Source organism: Paraburkholderia sp. MPAMCS5 (assembly GCF_036016995.1).
Lineage (GTDB): Bacteria > Pseudomonadota > Gammaproteobacteria > Burkholderiales > Burkholderiaceae > Paraburkholderia.
The window spans coordinates 258022-279324 of record NZ_JAYXBK010000008.1; the positions used below are offsets into that span (position 1 = coordinate 258022).

The following is a 21303-nucleotide window of genomic DNA, read 5'->3' on the forward strand; positions in this document are numbered from 1 at the left end:
AAGCTTCGCAAGACTTTTGCGTAGTTGCAAGGGCACTGCATAATTCTTTTTAGACTGACGAAACCTTCATGCGATTCAGATCCTCTTGGCTGTCGCTCGGTGCGTTCGGCTTTGACATCTGCGCAGTTGGTATTGCGTGGATGGCGGCGTATGCCATCCGGTTTAACGGCGCGATTCCGGCGGATTTCCAACATGGTTCTGTCCGTGCAATGTGCTGGGTGTTGTTGGTCTACGCAGCGATGTTCCGGATATGCGGTCTGTATCGGGGCATGTGGGTGTTTGCAAGCCTTCCGGACCTATTGCGCATTTCCAAGGCGGTCTTGAGCGGTGCATTGCTGGTCATGATCGGCTCTGTGTTGATCCAGCCAGTGCCGATCGTTCCACGATCCGTCTTGTTAGTTTCGCCCTTGCTACTCTTCCTCGGCATGGGCGGCGCGCGTGCGCTATATCGCGCCACGAAGGAGTTTAACCGTTATGGTGGACTGATCGCACAAGGGAAACCGGTGCTGGTATTGGGTGCTGGCAGTGCGGGGGCGAGTCTCGCCCGTGAATTGTCGCGTTCCAGCGAATGGCGGCTCGTTGGCTTGCTTGATGACGACCCTGCTAAGCATGGACGAGAGATTTATGGCTATAAGGTTCACGGATTTACCGCCGACTTGTCAAATTGGGCAGAGCGGTTCAAGGTGGAACACGCCATTATCGCAATTCCGTCTGCGAATGTGGACGTGCAGCGCCGCATAGCGGCCCAATGCGTACGGGCGGGTGTCCGCGCGCTGGTGCTTCCGGCTCTTACGGCTCTGGATCCAGGGCAGGCTTCTCTGTCCCGTGTCCGACAAATTGACTTGGAAGATTTGCTTGGTCGAGAAGCAGTAAACATTGATACGCCTCATGTGGAGGCGCTCCTACGCACGCGAGTCGTGCTGGTGACAGGAGCTGGCGGATCGATCGGTTCCGAGCTGTGTCGGCAGATCCTAAGGTTCGCGCCTGCACAATTAGTCGCCATTGACCTGTCCGAGTACGCAATGTACCAACTGCTCGAGGGGCTGCAGGAGAGTTATCCGGGGGCTGCCGTGCTGCCAATCGTGGGTGATGTGAAGGACTCCCTATTCCTTGATCAAATCATGACACGATATACGCCGCACATTGTCTTCCATGCTGCTGCCTACAAGCATGTGCCCCTGATGGAGGAGCTAAATAGTTGGCAGGCCGTACGGAATAACGTTCTTGGGACATACCGCGTTGCCCGTTCAGCTATTCGGCACAACGTCAAACATTTCGTATTGATTTCGACCGATAAAGCGGTAAATCCGACAAACGTCATGGGTGCGAGCAAGCGTTTGGCAGAAATGGCGTGCCAGTCGCTTCAGCAGACTAGCGAGCGAACTCAGTTCGAGACTGTCAGATTCGGAAACGTGCTGGGAAGCGCGGGCAGTGTAATTCCTAAATTTCAACAGCAAATCGCCAAGGGGGGCCCGGTCACCGTTACTCATCCCGAGATCACGCGCTTTTTTATGACGATACCGGAGGCATCGCAACTTGTCCTCCAGGCGTCTTGCATGGGGCAAGGAGGCGAGATCTTCATCCTTGACATGGGACAGCCGGTTCGAATAGCCGATCTTGCGCGCGATTTGATCCGATTGTATGGGTTTACCGAGGATCAGGTTCGTATCATTTTTACGGGATTGCGACCGGGGGAAAAGCTGTATGAAGAACTGCTCGCTGATGATGAGACGACTGCGCGTACGCCACACCCGAAGTTACGGATCGCGCGAGCTCGGGAGGTTCCTAGCAACTTCCTGAAGGAGCTTCTGCCTTGGTTAATGCAACGGCGCGTTCCATCGGATGCCGAAGTTCGTCGTGACCTTAGACGATGGGTGCCGGAATATCGGACGACGGTTGCGCCGGTTCTCCAGGCGGTCAGCAACTCCGACCAATCCCGGCAAGGTTGAACTAATCGTTAGGATAGTTGCGCCTCGATAGTCGGCTGTGCCGCTGGCCAAGACGAACTGCTGCGAATTTAAATGAAACTGCTTTACGATCTCAACTCTCTACGACCTCCGAGAAGCGGAGTCGGTTATTACACGCAGCATCTTCTTGAGGGCCTCCTGAAGCGCAACGATATCGAAGAGCTTGGCGGATGGGTAGGCTCAAACTACTATAATCGGCGCAGTGTTGGCAGTCTACTTGGTGAAGAAAACTCCCTGCAAGCGGGGGCGCAATTCAGCGAGGGTTGGAAGGCAAGTATGTTGCGCGCGGCCCGCAGTCTCCCCGGTGTTTACCAGGGGCGCACGGTCGTGAGGCGTATCAAGTCCGCAAGTTTGCGCGCCGAATGCGCACGCCGGGGCTTCATTTACCACGAGACGAACTTCATCGCGTCCCCGTACGCGGGCCCTAATGTAGTGACGATTCACGATCTTTCCCATCGGCATTTTCCGGAGTTTCATCCGCAAGCAGCCGTCGACTATCTCGACCGCAACTTGCCGGACACGCTGAAACAGGTCCACAAAGTCATTACGGTTAGTGAGTATACGCGGCGCGACGCGATCGACGTGTACGGTTTGCCGGAAGACAAGGTGGTGTCCATTCCCCTCGGTGTTGAACCGTGCTTTCGGCCGCATCGTGCGAACGATTGTGAGTCGGTCTTGGCCGAACTGGGGCTCAAGCAGCGCGGGTTTATTCTGTCGGTATGCACGTTGCAACCGCGCAAGAATTTGACGCGACTCGTAGCAGCCTTTGCGAAGCTGCCCGCCGACCTCCGAGAAGCGTTTCCCCTCGTATTGATCGGCGCGGAAGGCTGGATGAATTCGGGCCTCATGCGTGACATCGAACGGCTGTCGCAAGCAAAGCAAATCATTTTACCCGGCTACGTAGCACGCGAGTCGCTGCTAAAGCTCTATTCATCGGCCGCTGTGTTCGCCTATCCGTCGTTGTTCGAAGGCTTCGGGTTGCCCGTTGCCGAAGCCATGGCGAGTGGCGTCGCGGTGTTGACCTCGAATGTAACCTCGCTGCCAGAAGTCACGGCGGGCGCCGCGCTCGAAGTCGATCCGTACTCAATCGATGACATTGCGACAGGGCTTGAACGTCTTCTGATCGACAAGGCGCTGCGCGATACGCTAATCATAAAAGGCTTGGCTCGCGCAGCTGAGCTAACATGGGACGCGATGGTTCGCAGGACCTACGCCGTCTACAGCTCCATTGCCGCGTAGCCGCACTGCGACTTGCGCCTAGGAGTTGACGCAGAGAATAAGGCGACGGGTCGGTTGGCCCGAAAGGAACCGAGTGATGCAGCTCGCCGTCAGTGGCGCAAATGGTTTTGTCGGGCGTGCGTTGTGCCGGATCTTGCACGATGCGGGGCATGGGGTCACTGCGCTCGTGCGACGTCCTTCGTCAGTAGAGCAAGGGACGCTCGAGCTTGTAATTCCCGACGATCATTTCGCGAGCATCGCGCATGGCAATCCTGCCGTCGGGCACATCGATACGTTCGTGCATCTCGCCGCGCGCGTGCATGTGATGCAGGACTGTGCGGCCGATCCGCTCGTCGAATATCGCGCCGTCAACGTAACAGGAACTTTGAATGCCGCGTCGGCCGCCCTGAAGGCGGGTGCGAGGCGTTTCGTATTCGTAAGCAGTGTCAAGGCGCTCGGCGAAGGTGAGCCGGGACGTCCCTGGCGCGAAGATGACCGACCCTCACCTACGGACCCCTACGGCATTTCGAAATTTGAAGCCGAGCAGGCGCTGTTGGCATTCGGCGAGGAATACCGGATGGAGATTGCAATCGTGCGGCCGCCGCTCGTCTATGGGCCTGGTGTACGGGCGAATTTTCTTGGTCTGATGCGCGCGATCGCACGAGGCATCCCACTGCCGATCGGTAAAGTCGACGCACGTCGAAGCATGGTCTTCCTCGGTAATCTCGCCGATGGGCTTCGAGCGCTTGCGACGGACTCGCGTCCTGTACATGGCGTTTACCATGTCACGGACGGTGATGACCTCACGGTTGCTGGCATGGCCCGCGCAATTGGCGACGCACTAGGACGACCGGCACGGCTGATTCCGATACCCGTCGGGCTGTTGCGCGGCTTCGGCCACATGACGGGAAAAGTCGCGCAAGTCGAGCGTCTCACCTGCCCACTGCGAATGAGCGCCGTTCGATTGCATGAGGAACTAGGCTGGACGCCGCCGTGGACCGTCGCGCAAGGTCTTGCCGAAACGGCGCGTGCTTTCAACGCAGAGCATACGCAATGACGCTCTTCTCCGATGCGCCGCTTGCGGCGGTGCTGGCGATCGCCGCGGTGATTTCGTTCGCGATTCTGCTGACTCTGCTGAAAACCGGGTTGGCATGGGATATCGCGGTTGACATCCCTAATCACCGATCGCTGCATCGCCGGCCGGTGCCGCGCATTGGTGGATGGGGGATTTTGCCGAGCGCGCTCGTCATTGGCGCGATGACGGCGCCTTCGTTGCGTCTCGTAATGCTCGGGGCGGCGATACTGGCTGTCGTCTCGCAGGTCGACGACCGGCGCGGCCTGCCGGCGCGCGTGCGCTTTTTCGCGCATCTCCTCGTTGCCGCCGCAATGGTAGTTCTTGGCGCCGTCCATGTCTCGTGGTGGCTCGGCGTGCTGGCCTGCGTCGCCATCGTGTGGTTCGTGAATCTCTACAACTTCATGGATGGATCGAATGGACTCGCGGGCGGTATGGCCGTGTTCGGCTTTGGGACTTACGCACTCGCGGCTGCGGGCGTGGACTCCGGACTGGCGATCTGCACCACCGCGATCGCAGGCGCGGCGATTGGCTTTCTTCTGTTGAACTTCCGGCCGGCGCGCATTTTTCTTGGCGACGTGGGGTCAATCCCGCTCGGCTTTATGGCTGGTGCACTCGGCTACTGGGGATGGCAGCACAGCGTGTGGCCGCTGTGGTTTCCCGCGCTCACGTTTTCTCCATTCATTGCGGACTCGACGGTCACTTTATTGCGGCGCCTCGCCCGCAGAGAGAGAGTTTGGGAAGCACATCGGGAACATTATTATCAGCGGCTCGTGCAGATGGGCGCGACACACGTTCGCGTCGCGCTGCTTTACTACCTCTTGATGTCCGTCGGATCCGCCGTTGCGCTCGTGTCGTTGCGGCTCTCCCTCACCACGCAATGGGTGATGGTTTTTTGCTGGTATCTGTTGCTGGCTGTCATCGGATGGCAGATTGACCGGCGCTGGGCGGTGTGGCGGAGCTGATCGCTGCGAGTCGCCGCGTTTCTCAGAGTTTGGCTTACGACTGCCATTAGTGATGTAGTCATCTGCGAAGAAAGAAAGAGAGCAGCTCTTGCCAAAAAGCATCCACATCGATTTATCGGGCCGAGCCCGCGTGGCTGCCTTTGCGGTCAGCTCCGCGCCGACGCATAGAGCCAGCCCGCTGTTGAACGCAATGTGAAAAATCCAATCGAGGCCGGCGTCAGAGGCAGTTTCGTCATCGCGGCGGTCGGTCATGATTCTGGGTAAGGAGAGCATCGTCTGAACAGGCGCAAGATGGAACGCGCCGTCAATAGGTATAACACGTGCACCATTGCTGCTCGCTCAGTGCCTGAAGCTCCATCGCTTATGCCCCACATAGCTCGTGAAAACCGGCACGGCGACTCCGACCGCGTGCGCAAGGTCCCGTGCGTGCCAGTTCATTCCTATTCGCGGAAACAGGTAGTAAGCCAGTCCGACGCTTACCGCCCAAGTCTGCAGGACCGCGACCAGATTGACGAGCGTAAAGAAGAACACAGACCGCCCGGTCGACTGCCTGCTTTGCGCAAACACGAACAGCTTCGCCAGCACGAATGCCGTAATCATCCCGGTAATGTAGGCGATCACGATCGCAGCAGAGTAGGGCATCCACAGGTTGTAGATGATCCGGCTGCACCAGTTAACCAACGCGGCGAACCCGCCAGTCAACAAGAACAGCAGGAAGCTCCGCGAGACAAAAGTGCGCTTTAGGACCGAATGAGCGCGCGTCATATCATCTTCGCCATCTTGCGAGAAAGAGCGATACTTTCCGAGATGCCGCGATCTTCCGGATAGTAGTACGACGTGTCCGCCACGAGCAGACCTTTTACCGGCAACTGGATCGGAGGCAGGCGGTCGAGAAAGCCGGGCTCGCAAATTGGTTGTGCGAAACGATAACGGCTCGCGCGTACATCGATGAAGTCGTCCTGCCTCAGCGCCGGATTGATTTTCATAAGATAGCGCTTCACCTTATCAATGAATACGGAATCCGCATCCTGATATTTTGGATTCTCGCCAGGCATATAGAAGGGGACATACACGATATGGTGATCGAGCGGTCGCAGGTTCGTGTATTCAACAACCCCTGGAATATCCATATCTGGATCGTTTGTGTTCAGCCAGAAATTCTCAGTGACCGGCTTCGTTAGCTTTGCTATGACGCACACCACGGCCACGTTCTTCACGCTGCAGAAGGCATTCAAGATTTCCGGCGGCAGATCGGGCATGACGCGCGGCACGTAGGGCAGCGGAACAGTGCTAATGACTCTTTCAAACGGCAGTAAACCGCCTGCCGCTTCAATACCAGTCACCTTGCCGCCTTCGATCACCACCTTGGTTGCGGGCGTGCGGAGCCGGAATTCGCCTCCATTTGCCTCGATGTAGTCGCGCATGCAATTGAGCAGCGTGTCGGAGCCGCCCTCAAGGTAACCAAGCTTTTCGTGAAAAACGTTATAGCGGGACCGGCCAATTCGCCGGATGCGGCTCCAGATCCAAGCGGCGGAGAGGCCATATGCGTAGTCATAGAACTTGTAGTCGAAGAGCCTGCGCCAGAGTACCTCCCATGCCTCTTCACCGATCCAGCGACGAATCCAGCTGGTTGCCTCTATGTGATCGAGCGGCTTCCAGTTGTTACGCCTCGTGCAGAGAAACGCATGCAGGCCGTAGCGAAATTTGGCTTGCAGACTGAGACCCTGGAACTTCAGCAGGGCAATGGGATTGCCCCAAGGCTGTACCTTGCCTTGATAGAAGTAGCCCATCTTGGTTTCGCGCCAGTGCATCTTGTCTTCGATTCCAAGTTCGCGCAGCACTTCAAATAGAGCCTCGTCGGAAGTCGCGTGAAAGTGGTAATAACGCTCGATCGAAAGGCCGCCGAAGTCAAAGCACGCGGCCATCCCTCCGACCCGATCATCCGCTTCAAAGATCACGGGCTTGCGCCCGTCCTTTACAAGCTGATATGCCGCGCCCAAGCCCATCGGCCCGGCGCCCAGTACAGCAATGCGTTCTTCGCTCATGGTGCGGCTCGGGTCAGAATTCCAGTGCGATATGACTATAGGTTGGGTCGTTGAAGGTCTCTTCGATGGCGCTTGCAAATGGCGTCGCGCGTATGTTGAAGATGCCCTCCCAGTCAATCACTTCGAATTCGTCCCCAGCTGTCAAAGCTTCCAGTTGATCGGCGGTGAACGGTGGGTTTTTGTCGAACATTGCATAGACTTTGAGGAGCACATAAAAGACACCATACGGAATTCGCACAATTGAGCAGCGGGCGCGAGTGGCGCGCTTGATCTGCCTGATGATGTCAATGTAGTCGACCCGTTCGAGACCGGTGATATTGAAAGCGTTGCCCTTGATTCGCGACTCGATGCAACTGATGATCACGTTGCAGAAATCGCCAACGTATAGGGGCTGGCGCATGTACCTGCCACTGCCGGGGATCGGGAAAACCGGGACTCGCTGCATGAAGCGCGATAGCCAGCCCAGATGCTTACGGTCAAACCAGCCAAACATCAGCGTCGGCCGCAGCACCACGCATTCGATGCCCGACGCGAGCACGATCTCTTCCTGCTCCTTCTTTGTATCGGTATAAAAGTCATCGCCCACGGAATTCACGACCGAAGAGCTGATGTGTACCGTGTACGGAATCCGGTAGCGCTGGATTGCGGCCAACACATTGCGCGTGGACATGATGTTGTTGCGAATAAACGGTTCGAGGGTGGGCGCCCCGATCTGGGCCTGCAGCATGACGACGAGGTCAGCTCCTTCGAACTGCGTCTCCCAGTCGCCCGGCTCGGCCAGGTCGGCGTAGATTGCACGGACGTCCGGATGAACCTGGCGAAGCACGTCCACATTGGCCTCGTGCTTGTCGATAACAGTCAGATTGCTGTATCCACGGGCTTTCAGTCGCGCAACGAGGTTCTGGCCGACGAGGCCAGCGCCGCCGGGCAGCAGGATGCGGGTTCGATTCATGCTTGACTCCTAAAATCGACACGCTTAGCAAGGGTCTAGACAATAGATAATACAAGCAAGTGACAATGGCGCCAGAAGCGCAGTGTCTTGAAGTTGCTGCCTGTACGGCGAACTAGCTATCGCACGAGCACGCCGGTAGCCGTCTTGCGCTTCCAACGGGCGATGCCGCATCGCCGCTGTTTGCTCGACCTGCGCGTGCCCGGGTTTTTTAGCACGTCGAAGCAGCGCGTTTCCCTACACAGGGGTTGTCAGCCGGATATCGCGCGGACGTCGTCGCGCCGCGGAATGGAAGCAGACGGTGTCGTTCGATGAATGCTTGATCGCCAGCCGAAAGCAACGTCATTACGTGACTATTGTCGTGAGCCGAGACTGTCTGTATCGCAAATCGGACATGGCCCCGCACACCAACGCGCGGGCCGAAGCATCGCCCACCTCACAACGAGGCGCGCTTGAAAAGGGGCCGCGGAACAGAACGGATGATCAACATGATGATCGCCCAGAACCAGCGTGTGTACAGCACGTCCTTTCGCTTTTCGATCGCGCGAATGATATCGCTTGCCACCTGATCCGGCGTCGCGACAAGCGGACCCGGTAAGCGAAGACCTGCGGTCATCGGCGTGGCGACGAATCCGGGCTTGATCGTTACGACATGTACCCCGTGCTTGAAAAGCCGTGCATTCAATCCTTCGCAGAATGCCGACAACGCAGCCTTCGCGCTACCGTACAGATAATTCGACGGTCTGCCTCGATCCCCGGCCACGGACGAGATGACGGCGAGCGCCCCGCGTTGCTGCTTTTCAAGAATGTTCGCTATTGGCGTCAACAGGGCGATGACCGAGGTAGCGTTGGTGTTGAACTCCCGCACGGCCGTCGCCGCATCGGCTTCGCACTTCGTCTGGTCCGGTAGCGTTCCAGGTGCGACCAGAACAATGTCGAGCTGCCCCAGTTCATTCAGACAGCGCTCGAGCATGACAGCGTGCCGGTCGAGGTCGTCGACGTCCAGTTGATAGCAGGCGGCAAGCGGTGCTCCGTAGGCACTCAGATCGTCTGCGACCTGTCGCAGACGCTCACCGTTGCGAGCAACCAGAAAGAACCGCGCCCCTTGCTGTGTCCAGTGGCGCGCGCAGGCGATCGCGATCGCCGACGTGGCGCCGACGATAAGAATATTTTTCATGATCGAGTGGTCCGTTCCCAGAAGCGCGAAAGCAAAGTTGGATCGCGCAGCGCTTCGACTTCCTGCCATTGAGGATATGCGGCTCGAAAGTCGGCGCCTGACATGTGAGCGTCTTTGGCCGGATATATACGACCGTGTGCTTCACGCACAATCGCATCGAGCCTGGCGAAAAGCTGGGTGTTCAACGCATCGTGCTGGGGAAAGTCGAGTGCCAGCGACGTGCCTTCGAGCGGAAATGACAGCAGTCCGGGCGAGCGCAGACCCCCGCAGCGTTTCAGCACTGCGAGAATTGAGCCGGTGCCACTCTGGGCAATAGCTTGAAGGATGGCCGGTATCGCATCGTGCGCTGATTCCGATGGCACAACACATTGATACTGCTGGAACCCCGCACGGCCATAGATCCGATTCCATTCCAGCAGGCTATCGAGCGGGTAAAAGTAAGCGTCGCAGCTGACCTTCGCTCTGACCTCGCCCCGGTGCTGTTTCCGATAATAGAGCCCGTTGAAGATGCCCACTGTGTATCGGTTAAAAAACGGAAATGGCAGCATAAACGGCATCGTCAGTTTCCTGCGCTGCGAGAACTCCAGTGGTCCATCCGTTGCATGGTTTCCAGCCATAAATATGCCACGTCCCAGGGCTGCCCCGAGACTACGGCAATCGACCCACGCAACGCTGTATTCGTGTAACGGATCGAGCGCTACCGACAAAGCAAAAAATTCGTCAATATTGGCAAAGCGGATGCTCGTCACGTCGATCATGCTCGAGTGGATCGGCATTAACTGGACCTCAGCCCAGAGAATCAAGCCGGTCAGGCCGAGCCCGCCGATGGTGGCGGCAAAGAATTTCGCATTTGTGTCGCTTGAACATTCGAACTGCGCGCCGTCGCTGCGCGCCAATGCGAAACGGCGCACGTGTTGGCCAAATGTGCCGCGTACATGATGATTTTTGCCGTGCACGTCGTTCGCAATGGCGCCGCCCAATGTCGCGTACTTGGTGCCGGGCGTAACCGGCAGCATCCAGCCGCGCGGAATGGCGACACTGAGAATCTGCTCGAGCGTCACACCGGACTCGGCGCGCAGAATCCCCCTTTCCCAGTCTGCCGCAATCAGCCGATCAAGCGACAGCGTCTGGACGACATGATCGGAACTGGCCAGACAGCTGTCGCCATAACTGCGTCCATTGCCGAAGGGCAGGGTGGTTCCCCACTCCTCGTTGACTTCCCGCCACGTTGCCGATGCTACGTCACGCCATGCGATTGTGTGCGCTTCTTGTGGAAAGGAAGGGTAGCGCCCCCAGGACAGCACAGTGTTCATCTATCAGGTGGCTGCCCAAAAAACGAGGCCAAACAGAAGCACGACCGCAAGACTCATCCTGTCGCGAGCCGCAAACACGATCGGGTCGTCGAGCATCTTGCCGCGATGTGCAATGATCCAAATCCGACTGATCCAGTAAAGCAATAGTGGGCAGGCGAGCCAGATAAACTGGGGATGATGGTAAAGGCTGGCCGTTCTTGCATCCTGGATATAAAGCGCGAGCACCAGAACCGCCAGATAGCCGGACGCTGTGCCAAGCGACGAGATTAGCGACAGGTCGTTCGCGACATAGCCGCGTCCGGGCGTGTGTGCAAGCCCACGTTCCTTGAGCGAATGCAATTCGGCGTATCGCTTGACGAAGGCGAGGCTTAGAAAAATAAACATGGAGAATGCAAGCAGCCAAAACGTTAATTGTCCATACACGGCCGCAGTTCCCCCTATGATGCGGGCGGTATAGAGCATTGCTAAAACGACTACGTCCATCATGACTTGCCGCTTGAGAAAAGCTGAGTACGCCAGTGTGAGTGCATAATAGCCGAGTAGTACTATGGAAAATTCCCAAGGCAGCCAGGCCCACGATATAGCGAACGAACTAACCAGCAACACAGGAAACAGCGCTATTGCCCACCCGAGCGGCAGCGCACCGGAAGCAAGTGGGCGCTTGCGTTTGACAGGATGATGCCGGTCGTCGTCAAGATCAAGCAGGTCGTTCAACAGATAGACGCTTGAGGCGCATAGGCTGAAAGCAAGAAACGCCAGTAGGGCGGCAATCGCAAGCGCCGTCGAATTTAACATGTGTCCAGCCAGTAACGGCACGAAGATCAGCAAATTCTTCAGCCACTGATGCACACGCAACGACTTGGCCCACGTCTTCGCGGCTGGAGGCCGCGACTCGATAACCATCTCGACATTTCCGATCTTGCGAGCCGCGCGCTCGACGCCGTTGGACGGGTTAACCACGTAAGCGCGCTCAGCTGATTGCCATACAGCAATGTCGTCGTGTGAATTTCCGGCGTAGTCAAATCCCTTTTCACCGAACTCGGCGATCAGTCTCTCACGCTTTTTGCGTGACGAAAGATTCACATGTCCGTCACTGGCGAATGTTTTTTCGAACAGGCCCAGGTGTGCTGAAATAGCATGTGCATAGCGCTCATTACAAGCAGTGGCTAGCACCAATCGTCGGCCTTTTTCCCGTTCGTCCTTCAGCCAATCCAATACAACACCGTTGTATGGAAGAACGGTAACGTCCATGTTCGTTGCGCCGGCGAGGCCCTCTTTCAACGCAGGCTTGCCCCCCCGTGCGAGCCAGACCAGGGGCTGAAAGAAACGGTGCGGGGCGGCTTTAAGATAGGCGAACCCCGACTCGATCAGGACGTCTGAGCGGATCAATGTGCCATCGAGGTCGACGACGAGTGGTCTGCTGCGCATTCGGTCTGCCCTACAGGGGTCGATGGATGCGGAAGTTGCCCCCGGGGCACCAGCACTACCGCCCTTCTGACACTTGATTGCGGACGCTGACAGATCGTCGGACTTACTTTACTACCTTGCCATTGAGGCCACAACCGCACGCGAGCGACAGCCAAAGGAGTTTGGCGGCGCGCGACTACCTGAGTGCCGCGATTCGCTTGGTGTATGGCGATCCGTTGTGCGGTGCGTCATCTTCGTAGAGAGGATCGAGGTGGCTTACCGCGGTGATCCGCATATCTTCAGCCAGCTTGCCGCGGGCCGATCGGTATGTCGGAATATACGGCTTGAATGGTATTGCTACCGACAGTCTTGCAGCGCTTCGGTCGATGCGAGAAGCGTGACCGTTCGGGCGTCGGCTCCCCGGCCGACTCGACTGGCTGCCATTCCGATAGAAGCATGACTGCGCCCACGCAGCCGATTCGTCGGGAAGTATGGCCGAAAATGACGGGGTTATATTCGGCCTATTGATGGCTTCGGCGAGAAGTCGCGTAGCAAGCGCTTCCGGGGTGCAGCTCTTTTGACGAGACCCAGTCATCCTGACCAGAAATTGTCTACAAAGGGGTAAGTCATCAAAACAGGATCACAAATGGCTAGCGCCGCAGCAGGCGTAAAAGACTTCGAAAATTGGCGCCGTTCTTCGGAAGTGGGCTGAACACATAATAAGGACTCGCCATGCGGCAAAGTTGTAAGGCTGCTACCTGCCGATCTTGAATGTCAATGTTCCTTGACTTCCCATAGGACTCGATACGCTGGTTTCACCCATTCCAAAAAAGGAGAAACCAGTATGTTGGTACAACTGATTGTGCTTGGCGTCGTGTTGCTATACGCGTATCTGTACTTTCTTTGGATGCGCTTTGTAGGCGATGAGGCTCCCGCACCTCGGACAGGTCGCGCCGCGAGGCGCGGCGAGGAAGGGGAGCGGCAGGTGTCGGCTGATCTCCGGCGACACCTCGCACGCCTGTGCGGCGATGACTGGCTTGTATTTGATGGTCTCATCCTGATTCATGCGCCGGGCAGTGCGTTTCCGACTGCTGAGATCGATCATCTGGCGATCACGCCGTTCGGAATCTTTGTAATTGAAACGAAGCACTGGGCCGGTGCAGTTACGGGCGATGAAACCGACGACATATTGATGCTCACGATGGCTGATGGACAGCGACTCCCGCGCTCGTCGCCCATGAAGCAGAACGCGGCGAAGGTGCGGTTCCTCAGAGGGTTGCTTCCACCGCGGTTATGGATCGTTGAGGGACTAGGAGTGTTCTCGCACGACGCAGCAACGGTGGATCCGACGCTGCCGGCGGCACTACTGGAGCGCGGCGAACTCTACCGACATCTGAGGATCCGCCTGCAGCAGTTTGTGCGTACGGGAACAGGGCGCTTGCCCGTGCATAAGATCGCCGAAGCAATCCTGCGGCACGCGGACACCCGTCCAGACGCGCTCATTGAGCACCGGCAACGTATTCTGGACGGCCGTGCGCGCGGCCAACGATGACTGGTTACCCGGGCTGGTTCGTAGTCGGCGAGCGCGCACTGGGTCGTCGCTGCTGCTGCGAGCAGTCCGATGGCCGCTCTGAATCCCCGCGCAGATGCGGCAAAAGCCTTTTGCCGCGCGGGCGACGGGCGGACACCGTCTCCGCAACCTCACCTCTATCAATACGGGCCGCGAGCCCGTTTGACGTTTCGTCGTGAATGGCGGCGTTTTCACTCCGTCTCTTTCCGTCCCGCGACGCGGATTATCCCGAGATTTTCGGGACAGGTTTGGGGATAACCTATATCGCCAAACGGTAGTCGTTGCTTGCAGACCGTATTGCACATCGGCAGGCTCGCTCGTTTGGCATAACTTGATGCCTCTGTTACGGGACGATCGCGTCGGAAATTTTTTTAACCGTGGGCAGACTACATCGGAGGAATGACGCTGTTTTTGGCCCTCTTTTCACTGGCGCAATTACAACTGCCTTTCTGTTCAGGCTGAATGTTCATCAAGTGGCTGGCGTAAATAACACAAATTGTGGTGTTATGTGTTATTGCAAGCCGCGTCTCAATGTCGTAGTTGAAAAATGAGAGGGTGTCCGCACTCGCGGATCAACTTTCCTACCGCCTGCGATGATACTTAGTCAAGGTGACACGCTGTCCATTCTCGCCCTCGCCATGCTTACATCAACGGCGACAATGGGCCTCGCTGGAATTTAGTTGCAACTTCAACGCGCAGCGGTCGGCGTCGTCATCGATACCGCAATCGTCTCGGAATTGACGGGCGTGTTGGACGCGATCAAGGACATGCCGCCCGCCCTTCGCTCAGGTGTTCTCGCCCAGCACGACGTGCATTCTGAACAGGCGCTAAACGAGTCACTGGCCGCACAGCGAGCCAACCTTGAGGAGGCAGCGCGTGGCCTGGTTGATTACCCTCATCCTGTTTAACACGTTCGCCACGGCAGTCGGCGCGATCTCGCTCTTCGAGGTGTATCGCGCGAAGCGCAGAAACGCCCGCCCTTGAACCGTATGCTACAGACCACCGAACATCTGCAGCCGGCAACGGGCTGTTGCATCGAGACCCGCGCCGTCGCATTGTCGAACGGCTACGGAACGCGACCGGCGCGCGCCATGTTATTGACGTTGCGACCATCGAGCGCATCGTTTTGCTCCGGCGCATGACCCAGCGCAGCGACGCCCTCAAAAGCACAGCGGCTCAGCCTATTCACCATTGTCTTTCAGTTCCTCGAGACGACCCGCGGTCAGTCGGGATCCGGCGGTCCCACTGCCCTGAGCCTGCCTGATTGCTGGCTGGACGCCTGATTGGTCGGCGGATATATGGAGCAGCGGGGCAACGCAATACCATCGCGGCCAGTTCGCATGCAATGTCCGCCAGCTAAGCAAGTTGCTCGGCACCGTCGCATTCGCGGCCGCGCGGGCGTCGGCGACCACGTCTTCAAAAAGGACTGAACGATGGCGGGCGTCACCTTCGACGGATTAGTGACCCCGCTCGAAGAAGTCCCAGACAGTCAGGCACGCTTCGCTACACCGGCACCTTCCAGAGGGAATGGAGCTGGTAGATCGCGATCCTCCACCAACCGTCTCCGGCGGTCCCACCGCGCTCACCCAGGCGGAACCGATAGGAGTACGTGCTTCCGACGAAACGGCCGCGGGAAATCCACGTCTCGATGCGGACGGAATCGTCGACCAGTTAGCCGGTTTCTAGGCTCAGCCGATGGCCTTGACTTCGCGCCGCATTTGCGAGGATAAATCATCGGCCTGCAATGACAGGCCCCAACCCAGGAGTAAAGACGGTGGACCTTTTACACGTACTCGCCCGGGCAGATTGGACTCGCGCCGCGCGCTTCTGGCTTCTTGTTGCAGCGGGCGTAGCTGCGTGGGAGTCGGCATATCACCTGCGTGGTGCGGTATTGTCATGGCACAAAAAGGACCGCGACCATGATTGAAAAATTTCTGATTCGGCCGCCCCTCGCGCGCCGTGCGATCACTGCTGCAACGCTTTCCGGTTTGATGGTCATCGATCTCGCGTTCCAGAAAGGCCATTTCACCGTGTTCGGCTTTCTACTTTGCAGCATCGGATTCGTGTGGGCGATCGGCATGCTGCGACCGTTTCTTTTCCTGCTGTTTCTCCTTTTTAAGGCCGTCTTCCGTATCAAAACCTCCCCGTGCTGATTTGCTTGACCTGGTGCGCAGAGAGATATCGTTGATCGACGCTCCGTATGTTCCCGATCTGCTGGCGCACAACGGGAGATTGGGAGAAGCGAGGTCCAGTCTTCGCGATGCTCGCCCAGAAAGTCGTCGACGGAAAAATCACGACCCGCGATTTCTGGCCTATAAATCCCATGCTTGAGGGTGCCGCACGCTGCAGCAGATGGCCCGCTTCGTCTACATCGATGGTGTGGCGTCCGTCCAGTTTCCGCGAATGCCGGCGACCGGAGGTGATTGGGACTGTGCGTTCGAGACCCGGATTTCAGCAGCCGTAGATGACCTGCCGGATCCAGCCGCTGGTAGCTTGACTTCGCTGCTGCGGCGTCGTACTGGACTCGTCTCTCGCCACGTCGGTGAGCGAACCTGCCGGAAAAATCATGTCCCCCGTCGAATACATCCGCGTCGCGTACCGTCACCGTGAAAAACTGATGCCACAGCTACTCACTTTGCTTGCGCTCGGAGTTATCTTGACGTATCAAGCACTCACCAGTCCCGTCCTCGAGTGGCTGCGATAGCCCGAAAAATTAACCATGGTTAATTTTTCGAGACAATCGAAACTCGCAGGTGACTGATTTCTATGTGCTTTTTTTGGGCCAATCTTGTTCCAAAAATGTAAATTTGTATAAATTCTTGGAACAAGGCCCGGCTACCTGTGCCACCAGCACTCCGGCACCGCCGCCCTCTCATGGGCTTCACCGACTATCTGAACCGCGCAACCTGTACAGGGTTTGGCGCGAGATGCCCGGATTCGCCGCAGCTCGGCGTTTGACGGCTGAAGCCTGCTCGACCGCTTGCTCGACAGCTTGCCGCGTCAATGTCCGAATCTTCTTCGCGGAAACAGCACTCTGCGTCGATAGACAAGCCGTCGCCTTCGTTGCCCGGCTGCCCCGACGACGCGCTCCATCGCCGCCTTGTGCGCCTCACGATCTACCCGCTCCGTAGGCATTTTGATTGAGCTTCGACACCAGTAATCCGTTCGTACATCTGCTGGAGGAACTGGTGACGCAGCCCCTGCCATTGCCGCTTGGCGTAGTCACGCGGGATTGTCGATCGGTATCCGGACTGGAGGACTGGACAGTGACGCCGCCTCCTCAAGCACAGCAGGCTCGAACTCAAGCGAATCGCTCACGGAGCGATTGCTCATACAAAGAGGTGCCTCCCCGCGTCAGCACGATTGAGCGCAACTCCTATTCCGTGCGGACCGAATTCCTGATGGCGTTCACAGTCGCCGCGATGAATCTTTCGCATCGTTGCAACACGGACCACCGTCGATTCTAAGAGTGTCGCTGCAAGTTCCCGGCGATTGACGATCGCCGGATGCGTCAGTTGATGGGCGGTCGAAAAAATTTCTAACGCTGCTCCGTTCTGCATCTTGGACACAGCCTGGCGCGGTCAGCGTCACGTCAAACTCTGCGGATCGCGCTGCCTTGACTTTTCACCGATCTCGGCAAGATGAAATTACCGAAAGCGATTTCATTAAGCCATGAACTCCAGAACACAGCGTTTTCCAGATTCCCCGGTAAGCGAAAACGATGCAGCACGCAAAGTCGGTCATAAGAACGTCCGCAACGATCCTCCCGACAGCCGCCGCAACACCACTCTCAATTGCGGACGCGTCGCGCCTGCATCGCGTTGCTTCGTCCTCCCGCGCGATGATTGTGCGTCTGGCCATGCGTTGATTCGTCCGGGTTCCAGCCGGTTTGGGAGCGTCCCGCGATGAAACCGCAAGCAACGACTGCTTATGAACAGCACCGATCGAAACTGCCCGCCGCACTTGCCGACGCCGAAATAGCGCATCTCGAGACAGTGGTTAGGTACTTCCTCAACACTCGCGCCCCCGATACTTCTGGATACTTTGGTCCATCTTACTGGCTCACTCGCACGGCACGCATCGGCGAAGACTTCCATCTTGTGCCCGCTCAGCAGCGACGACTCACCGCATTACAAACGATGCTGCTGGGCGCAGCACCGTCGAAGCCGGCGGCGTTTTCGAACAAGTGTCGCGCTTGTGGCCAATGAGTTGGAGGGGACACAGCGGTATAGCTGACGCAGCAAATTCTCGCGGTAGCGATGCACGGCGCGGATACATTTGACGGGGACATGCCTCTGCTCCGGCAGGTTGCCTCACCGACTCTGTGAAAATAAGTCCACCATGACGCCACGAACAGGAAGTCAAAATCAGCGGCTGCGCTTGGGCAGGTCGTCGAATGGCGGGCAGTTGACTCGACGATTGGTAAAAAGATCGGCGTGGTGCAGATGCGCGGCGCGGAACACCTTCAGTACGAGCGCCAGCGCCGTGGTAAAGCCGGCGCACATATCCAGCGGATCGGGCGTTCTGCAGGACCCCAAGTCGCACATACCAGGGGCAAACCCTGTCGAGGCTGGCGGCCCTATCCCTCGAGCTGCAAGGCGTTAGCCGAAAGCCCCCCTGAAATTGCGAGCTTTTCGCCCAAACTCGGGCGTCGCGCCGCTTAATATGGTTACACCTATCCGCGTCACTGACGCATCGACCTGAGTGCAGCGCACTCCATTTATCAGCTAGTCGCCCCGCTGGGCGTCCACTTTCTTTCTGGCAGTTACGCCGTAGCCAGCCTGGCAGGCCGCGTTGGGGAAACTGAGTTCTCCGCGACCCGCAGTGCGGCTAGTCTCCTGACGAATATGCAATCCTGTACTGACTGAGAACACGTTCGCGCGCAGATGGCGAACATGCAAACCTGCTTCCGTCAACGGCATAAAAGCCAAGCCTGGCTCACGCGATCCGATATCAATGCGACCGCGATGAACAGGCTCCACGAACGGGAAATCACTTGCACATTATGTGCGGATTTCTTATCCCCTTCCTGTCGGCACCGCGCAGCCGAAAAACAAAAGCGCAACAAGAATTGCCAGGCTCGACAGACATGCGTCTGCGGTCAGGTAGCCCTGCGCCGGTTGAAAGCCGGGGCAAGGATCATCAGGCGACAGTGCTTCCCTGCGTCGGGTGAATCAACTCTCTGATCTCTAAGATCCCGGAAAGCAAAGCGTGCAGTTGTTCATCAACCCGCGGCGCCCTTTTGATAGGGGAGGGCGCCCCTTTTACGACTACGACTGTGAAGATCCAACTGAACTTCTCGGCTCTGATGGAAAACGCAGGGCTCCCGCAACGACTCACGAACGAACTTACCGAACTTTTTCAGCGACACTTATCGAAAGCGCACAGCAAAACCCGCGTTACATCCAATGCGATATCAATCAAAACCCAGAAGTACCGCGTCCTGAGCCTCGTCGCCGGGTTCCGCGAACTCCGTAAAGGCGGCTTCGCGATTCAGTCACCGTGGAATCTCGCGGAAAAACACATCGGTTACCTTGTGAACCTTTGGGTCAACGAAAAAGAACAATCGCCGGGGACAGTCGAGAACAAGCTCACCTATTGGCGCACGCTCGCCGCGTGGATGAAAAAGCACCAGCTCGTCGGCACAATGGACGATTACATCAAGCGGCCCGAAGGATATCGCCGCTACTACGTGGCTCAGGAAGACAAGTCATGGGAGGCGGCGAAGGTCGAACTCGATGACGTGATATCGCGCTTATGCGAGCGCGACCGGTGGGTCGCGATCCAGGTGGAGCTTCAGGCGGCATTTGGCCTGCGTGCACAGGAAAGCATGCTGTTGCGTCCGTTGCAGTGCCTTCGCGTTTCGGGCCACCTTCAGGTGATCGATGGCACCAAAGGCGGTCGCCCGCGAATCGTCCCCATCGATGCTGAGTGGCAATACGAGGTGCTCATCCGTGCTGCAAGGCTTTCGAACCCCCGCACAGGGTCTATGATCCCGGAGCCGTGGCCATTGAAGAAGTGGTACCGGCATTTCTACCATGTCTTGCAGAAAGAGGGGATTACGCGCGGTGCGAAGGGTGTCACGGTTCATGGACTGCGCCACGCCTACCTGCAAAAGATGTATGAGCAGATAACCGGCGTGCCGGCGCCGATCAAACGCCCCGATCACCGGCCCGATCCGGCGCTCCACCAGGCGGCGATGCAGCGGCTCGTTGAGGCGGCAGGACATAGCCTCGCGGCCAAGGCGACGGCATATATTTCGACATTTGCCACTGTCGAGCGTCTTGCCCGGCCCGTCGTTTCTCCAGAACAGGCGATAGCCGCTGTTGTGGCCGCAAGCGGCAATAAGTCAGTCGCGGCCAAGAGCCTTAATATTTCACGGCAAGCACTTTACCGGCTTATCGCGAAATGCGCCGATCTGTCCCGTACGCCGCACGTACGTGAGGGCGAGCCGGTTCAACCAGTGACGATGAGCGACCCTGCGAACTCACTGCACGAGCTATCACCGTAACCTTGGAGTTGCTTACGTCTGGTCCTTAACGGAACTGGCCTCTCAGGGCGACGCTGGCTCCGCCGCGCCGGGGTTGGCGCGCCGTACGAGTGAGGCAGCCTGCATAGGGACGGATGCCTAGTGTGGATTACGTTAAGCGTCGTTCTGCGCTGACGATGGGCACCGTTTAACGCATTAAAGCTCCAACCTGGGGCCTTCTCTCATCCCCCTTGCTCCATGTCCAAGGGGATTAAGCTCTCGCCAGGGTCGGCCCGGCTCCTGGCTGCACAGCAGCTCACATTGTGTTCATTCGGAAGGACGTCCAGAAATAGCCTCGGGTGCATATACGCAGCGAGTGTATGCGAACCGGCGGTGCGATGTATCCGGCATTTCGCCATGCCGGGCCACGGCTTGTCGATGGATGAAGCAATCGACACTTGCGGCGGAAGCCCGGCGAGCGGCTATTAAGGCGTCAAACGTTGAACTTGACGAGAAGCCGTGAGTGCAACGCCGAGTTTGCGAAGTTTGTGCACGTGAGCGGTCAATTCGCGTTTCGCAAATCGTCCCGTTTTACCAAAAAAATCATCATGATGCGGTCGGTTGGCGGCGACGTTAGTATTGGAAACGCGTTACACGCTGCGGTAGCTTATCTATAGGCTGAGTCGCCGTAACCCGTGCGGCGCAAGGCCGATCTGCCGTGGACTCGCTGCACAGAAAAGATGACTTACGCGTTCAGACTTCGGCCCAATGTGTCGGGACGGCCAGGTCTGGCGGGTGATTGACGAGCAGATGCACCGATGCACCTGAGCGTGCTCACCATCTGCCATCATTTCCCCGCGAGGGCGAGCGTGTGCATTTTTGTGCCACAAGGGGCGAGTGCGCTGCGGGTTTTGCGAATTATGCTTGGTTGACTGGACAATCGGCTTTTCGCAAATCGTCCGGTTTTACGTATCAAAACAAGACACTGCGATTGGGCGGCGGTGACATAACGGCGTTAACCACGGTTAAGGAAGGTCTGCACAACCCGCTTTGGAAGCGTTACCTTTGACATCCAGCGCAGCCTCGGCGCTCAGATCGTTGTTAGTGAGTTGACCACCTGGGTTTTTCCGCAAGCCGGAGCGCTTCAACCA

At 57.6% G+C, this 21303-nt stretch carries 16 protein-coding genes; 9 read left to right on the forward strand and 7 right to left on the reverse strand.

Annotated features, from left to right (window positions below; all coding sequences use genetic code 11):
- Window positions 1–68 precede the first annotated feature (68 nt).
- The 4 genes from VOM14_RS20260 to VOM14_RS20275 all read left to right on the forward strand — a co-directional run bounded on the left by VOM14_RS20260 (window position 69) and on the right by VOM14_RS20275 (window position 5222).
- Entirely contained in the window at window positions 69–1949 is a 1881-nt protein-coding gene (locus tag VOM14_RS20260; protein WP_327630512.1) for a polysaccharide biosynthesis protein, read from the forward strand.
- Window positions 1950–2021: 72 nt separating this feature from the next.
- Entirely contained in the window at window positions 2022–3206 is a 1185-nt protein-coding gene (locus tag VOM14_RS20265; protein ID WP_327630513.1) for a glycosyltransferase family 4 protein, read from the forward strand.
- A 73-nt stretch (window positions 3207–3279) separates the two neighbouring features.
- Entirely contained in the window at window positions 3280–4242 is a 963-nt protein-coding gene (locus VOM14_RS20270; protein WP_327630514.1) for an NAD-dependent epimerase/dehydratase family protein, read from the forward strand.
- The gene (locus tag VOM14_RS20275; protein ID WP_327630515.1) at window positions 4239–5222 is read left to right on the forward strand and encodes an MraY family glycosyltransferase; all 984 of its coding nucleotides are present in this window, start codon (window positions 4239–4241) and stop codon (window positions 5220–5222) included. Before VOM14_RS20270 ends, VOM14_RS20275 begins: the two co-directional genes overlap by 4 nt.
- 339 nt (window positions 5223–5561) lie before the next feature.
- Here the strand turns inward: VOM14_RS20275 and VOM14_RS20280 are convergent, their stop codons facing one another.
- The 6 genes from VOM14_RS20280 to VOM14_RS20305 form a co-directional block, all read right to left on the reverse strand.
- Window positions 5562–5987 carry a GtrA family protein gene (locus tag VOM14_RS20280; RefSeq protein WP_327630516.1) on the reverse strand — a complete coding sequence of 142 codons (426 nt, stop codon included), beginning with the start codon at window positions 5985–5987 and terminating at the stop codon, window positions 5562–5564.
- Window positions 5984–7267 (reverse strand): NAD(P)/FAD-dependent oxidoreductase, encoded by a 1284-nt coding sequence (locus tag VOM14_RS20285; RefSeq protein ID WP_327630517.1) that lies wholly within the window; start codon window positions 7265–7267, stop codon window positions 5984–5986. The genes VOM14_RS20280 and VOM14_RS20285 overlap by 4 nt, the downstream gene beginning before the upstream one ends.
- Before the next feature lie 13 nt (window positions 7268–7280).
- Window positions 7281–8219 carry an NAD-dependent epimerase/dehydratase family protein gene (locus VOM14_RS20290; protein ID WP_327630518.1) on the reverse strand — a complete coding sequence of 313 codons (939 nt, stop codon included), beginning with the start codon at window positions 8217–8219 and terminating at the stop codon, window positions 7281–7283.
- 433 nt (window positions 8220–8652) lie between these two features.
- A complete protein-coding gene (locus VOM14_RS20295) occupies window positions 8653–9393 on the reverse strand; it encodes an SDR family oxidoreductase (protein ID WP_327630519.1) in 741 nt (246 codons plus the stop codon).
- Complete coding sequence (locus tag VOM14_RS20300) at window positions 9390–10706, reverse strand: FAD-binding oxidoreductase (RefSeq protein ID WP_327630520.1); 1317 nt, start codon at window positions 10704–10706, stop codon at window positions 9390–9392. The genes VOM14_RS20295 and VOM14_RS20300 overlap by 4 nt, the downstream gene beginning before the upstream one ends.
- Window positions 10707–10709: 3 nt before the next feature.
- Window positions 10710–12134 (reverse strand): UbiA family prenyltransferase, encoded by a 1425-nt coding sequence (locus VOM14_RS20305; protein WP_327630521.1) that lies wholly within the window; start codon window positions 12132–12134, stop codon window positions 10710–10712.
- Between the two features lie 823 nt (window positions 12135–12957).
- On the opposite strand from VOM14_RS20305, the gene VOM14_RS20310 reads away from it, so the two are divergent.
- The 4 genes from VOM14_RS20310 (at window position 12958) to VOM14_RS20325 (ending at window position 17891) form a co-directional block, all read left to right on the forward strand.
- Window positions 12958–13665, forward strand: a complete 708-nt coding sequence (locus VOM14_RS20310) for a nuclease-related domain-containing protein (RefSeq protein WP_327630522.1) — start codon at window positions 12958–12960, stop codon at window positions 13663–13665.
- Window positions 13666–14363: 698 nt separating this feature from the next.
- Window positions 14364–14591: a hypothetical protein gene (locus tag VOM14_RS20315; RefSeq protein WP_327630523.1), complete on the forward strand. Its 228-nt coding sequence runs from the start codon at window positions 14364–14366 to the stop codon at window positions 14589–14591.
- 1011 nt (window positions 14592–15602) lie between these two features.
- The gene (locus tag VOM14_RS20320; protein WP_327630524.1) at window positions 15603–15836 is read left to right on the forward strand and encodes a hypothetical protein; all 234 of its coding nucleotides are present in this window, start codon (window positions 15603–15605) and stop codon (window positions 15834–15836) included.
- A 1752-nt stretch (window positions 15837–17588) separates the two neighbouring features.
- Entirely contained in the window at window positions 17589–17891 is a 303-nt protein-coding gene (locus VOM14_RS20325) for a hypothetical protein (RefSeq protein WP_327630525.1), read from the forward strand.
- 159 nt (window positions 17892–18050) lie between these two features.
- Here VOM14_RS20325 and VOM14_RS20330 read toward each other — a convergent pair whose 3' ends face one another.
- Window positions 18051–18188 carry a hypothetical protein gene (locus tag VOM14_RS20330; RefSeq protein WP_327630526.1) on the reverse strand — a complete coding sequence of 46 codons (138 nt, stop codon included), beginning with the start codon at window positions 18186–18188 and terminating at the stop codon, window positions 18051–18053.
- 803 nt (window positions 18189–18991) lie between these two features.
- Here VOM14_RS20330 and VOM14_RS20335 point away from each other — a divergent pair.
- Window positions 18992–20194: an integrase domain-containing protein gene (locus VOM14_RS20335; RefSeq protein WP_442955566.1), complete on the forward strand. Its 1203-nt coding sequence runs from the start codon at window positions 18992–18994 to the stop codon at window positions 20192–20194.
- Window positions 20195–21303: the final 1109 nt, after the last annotated feature.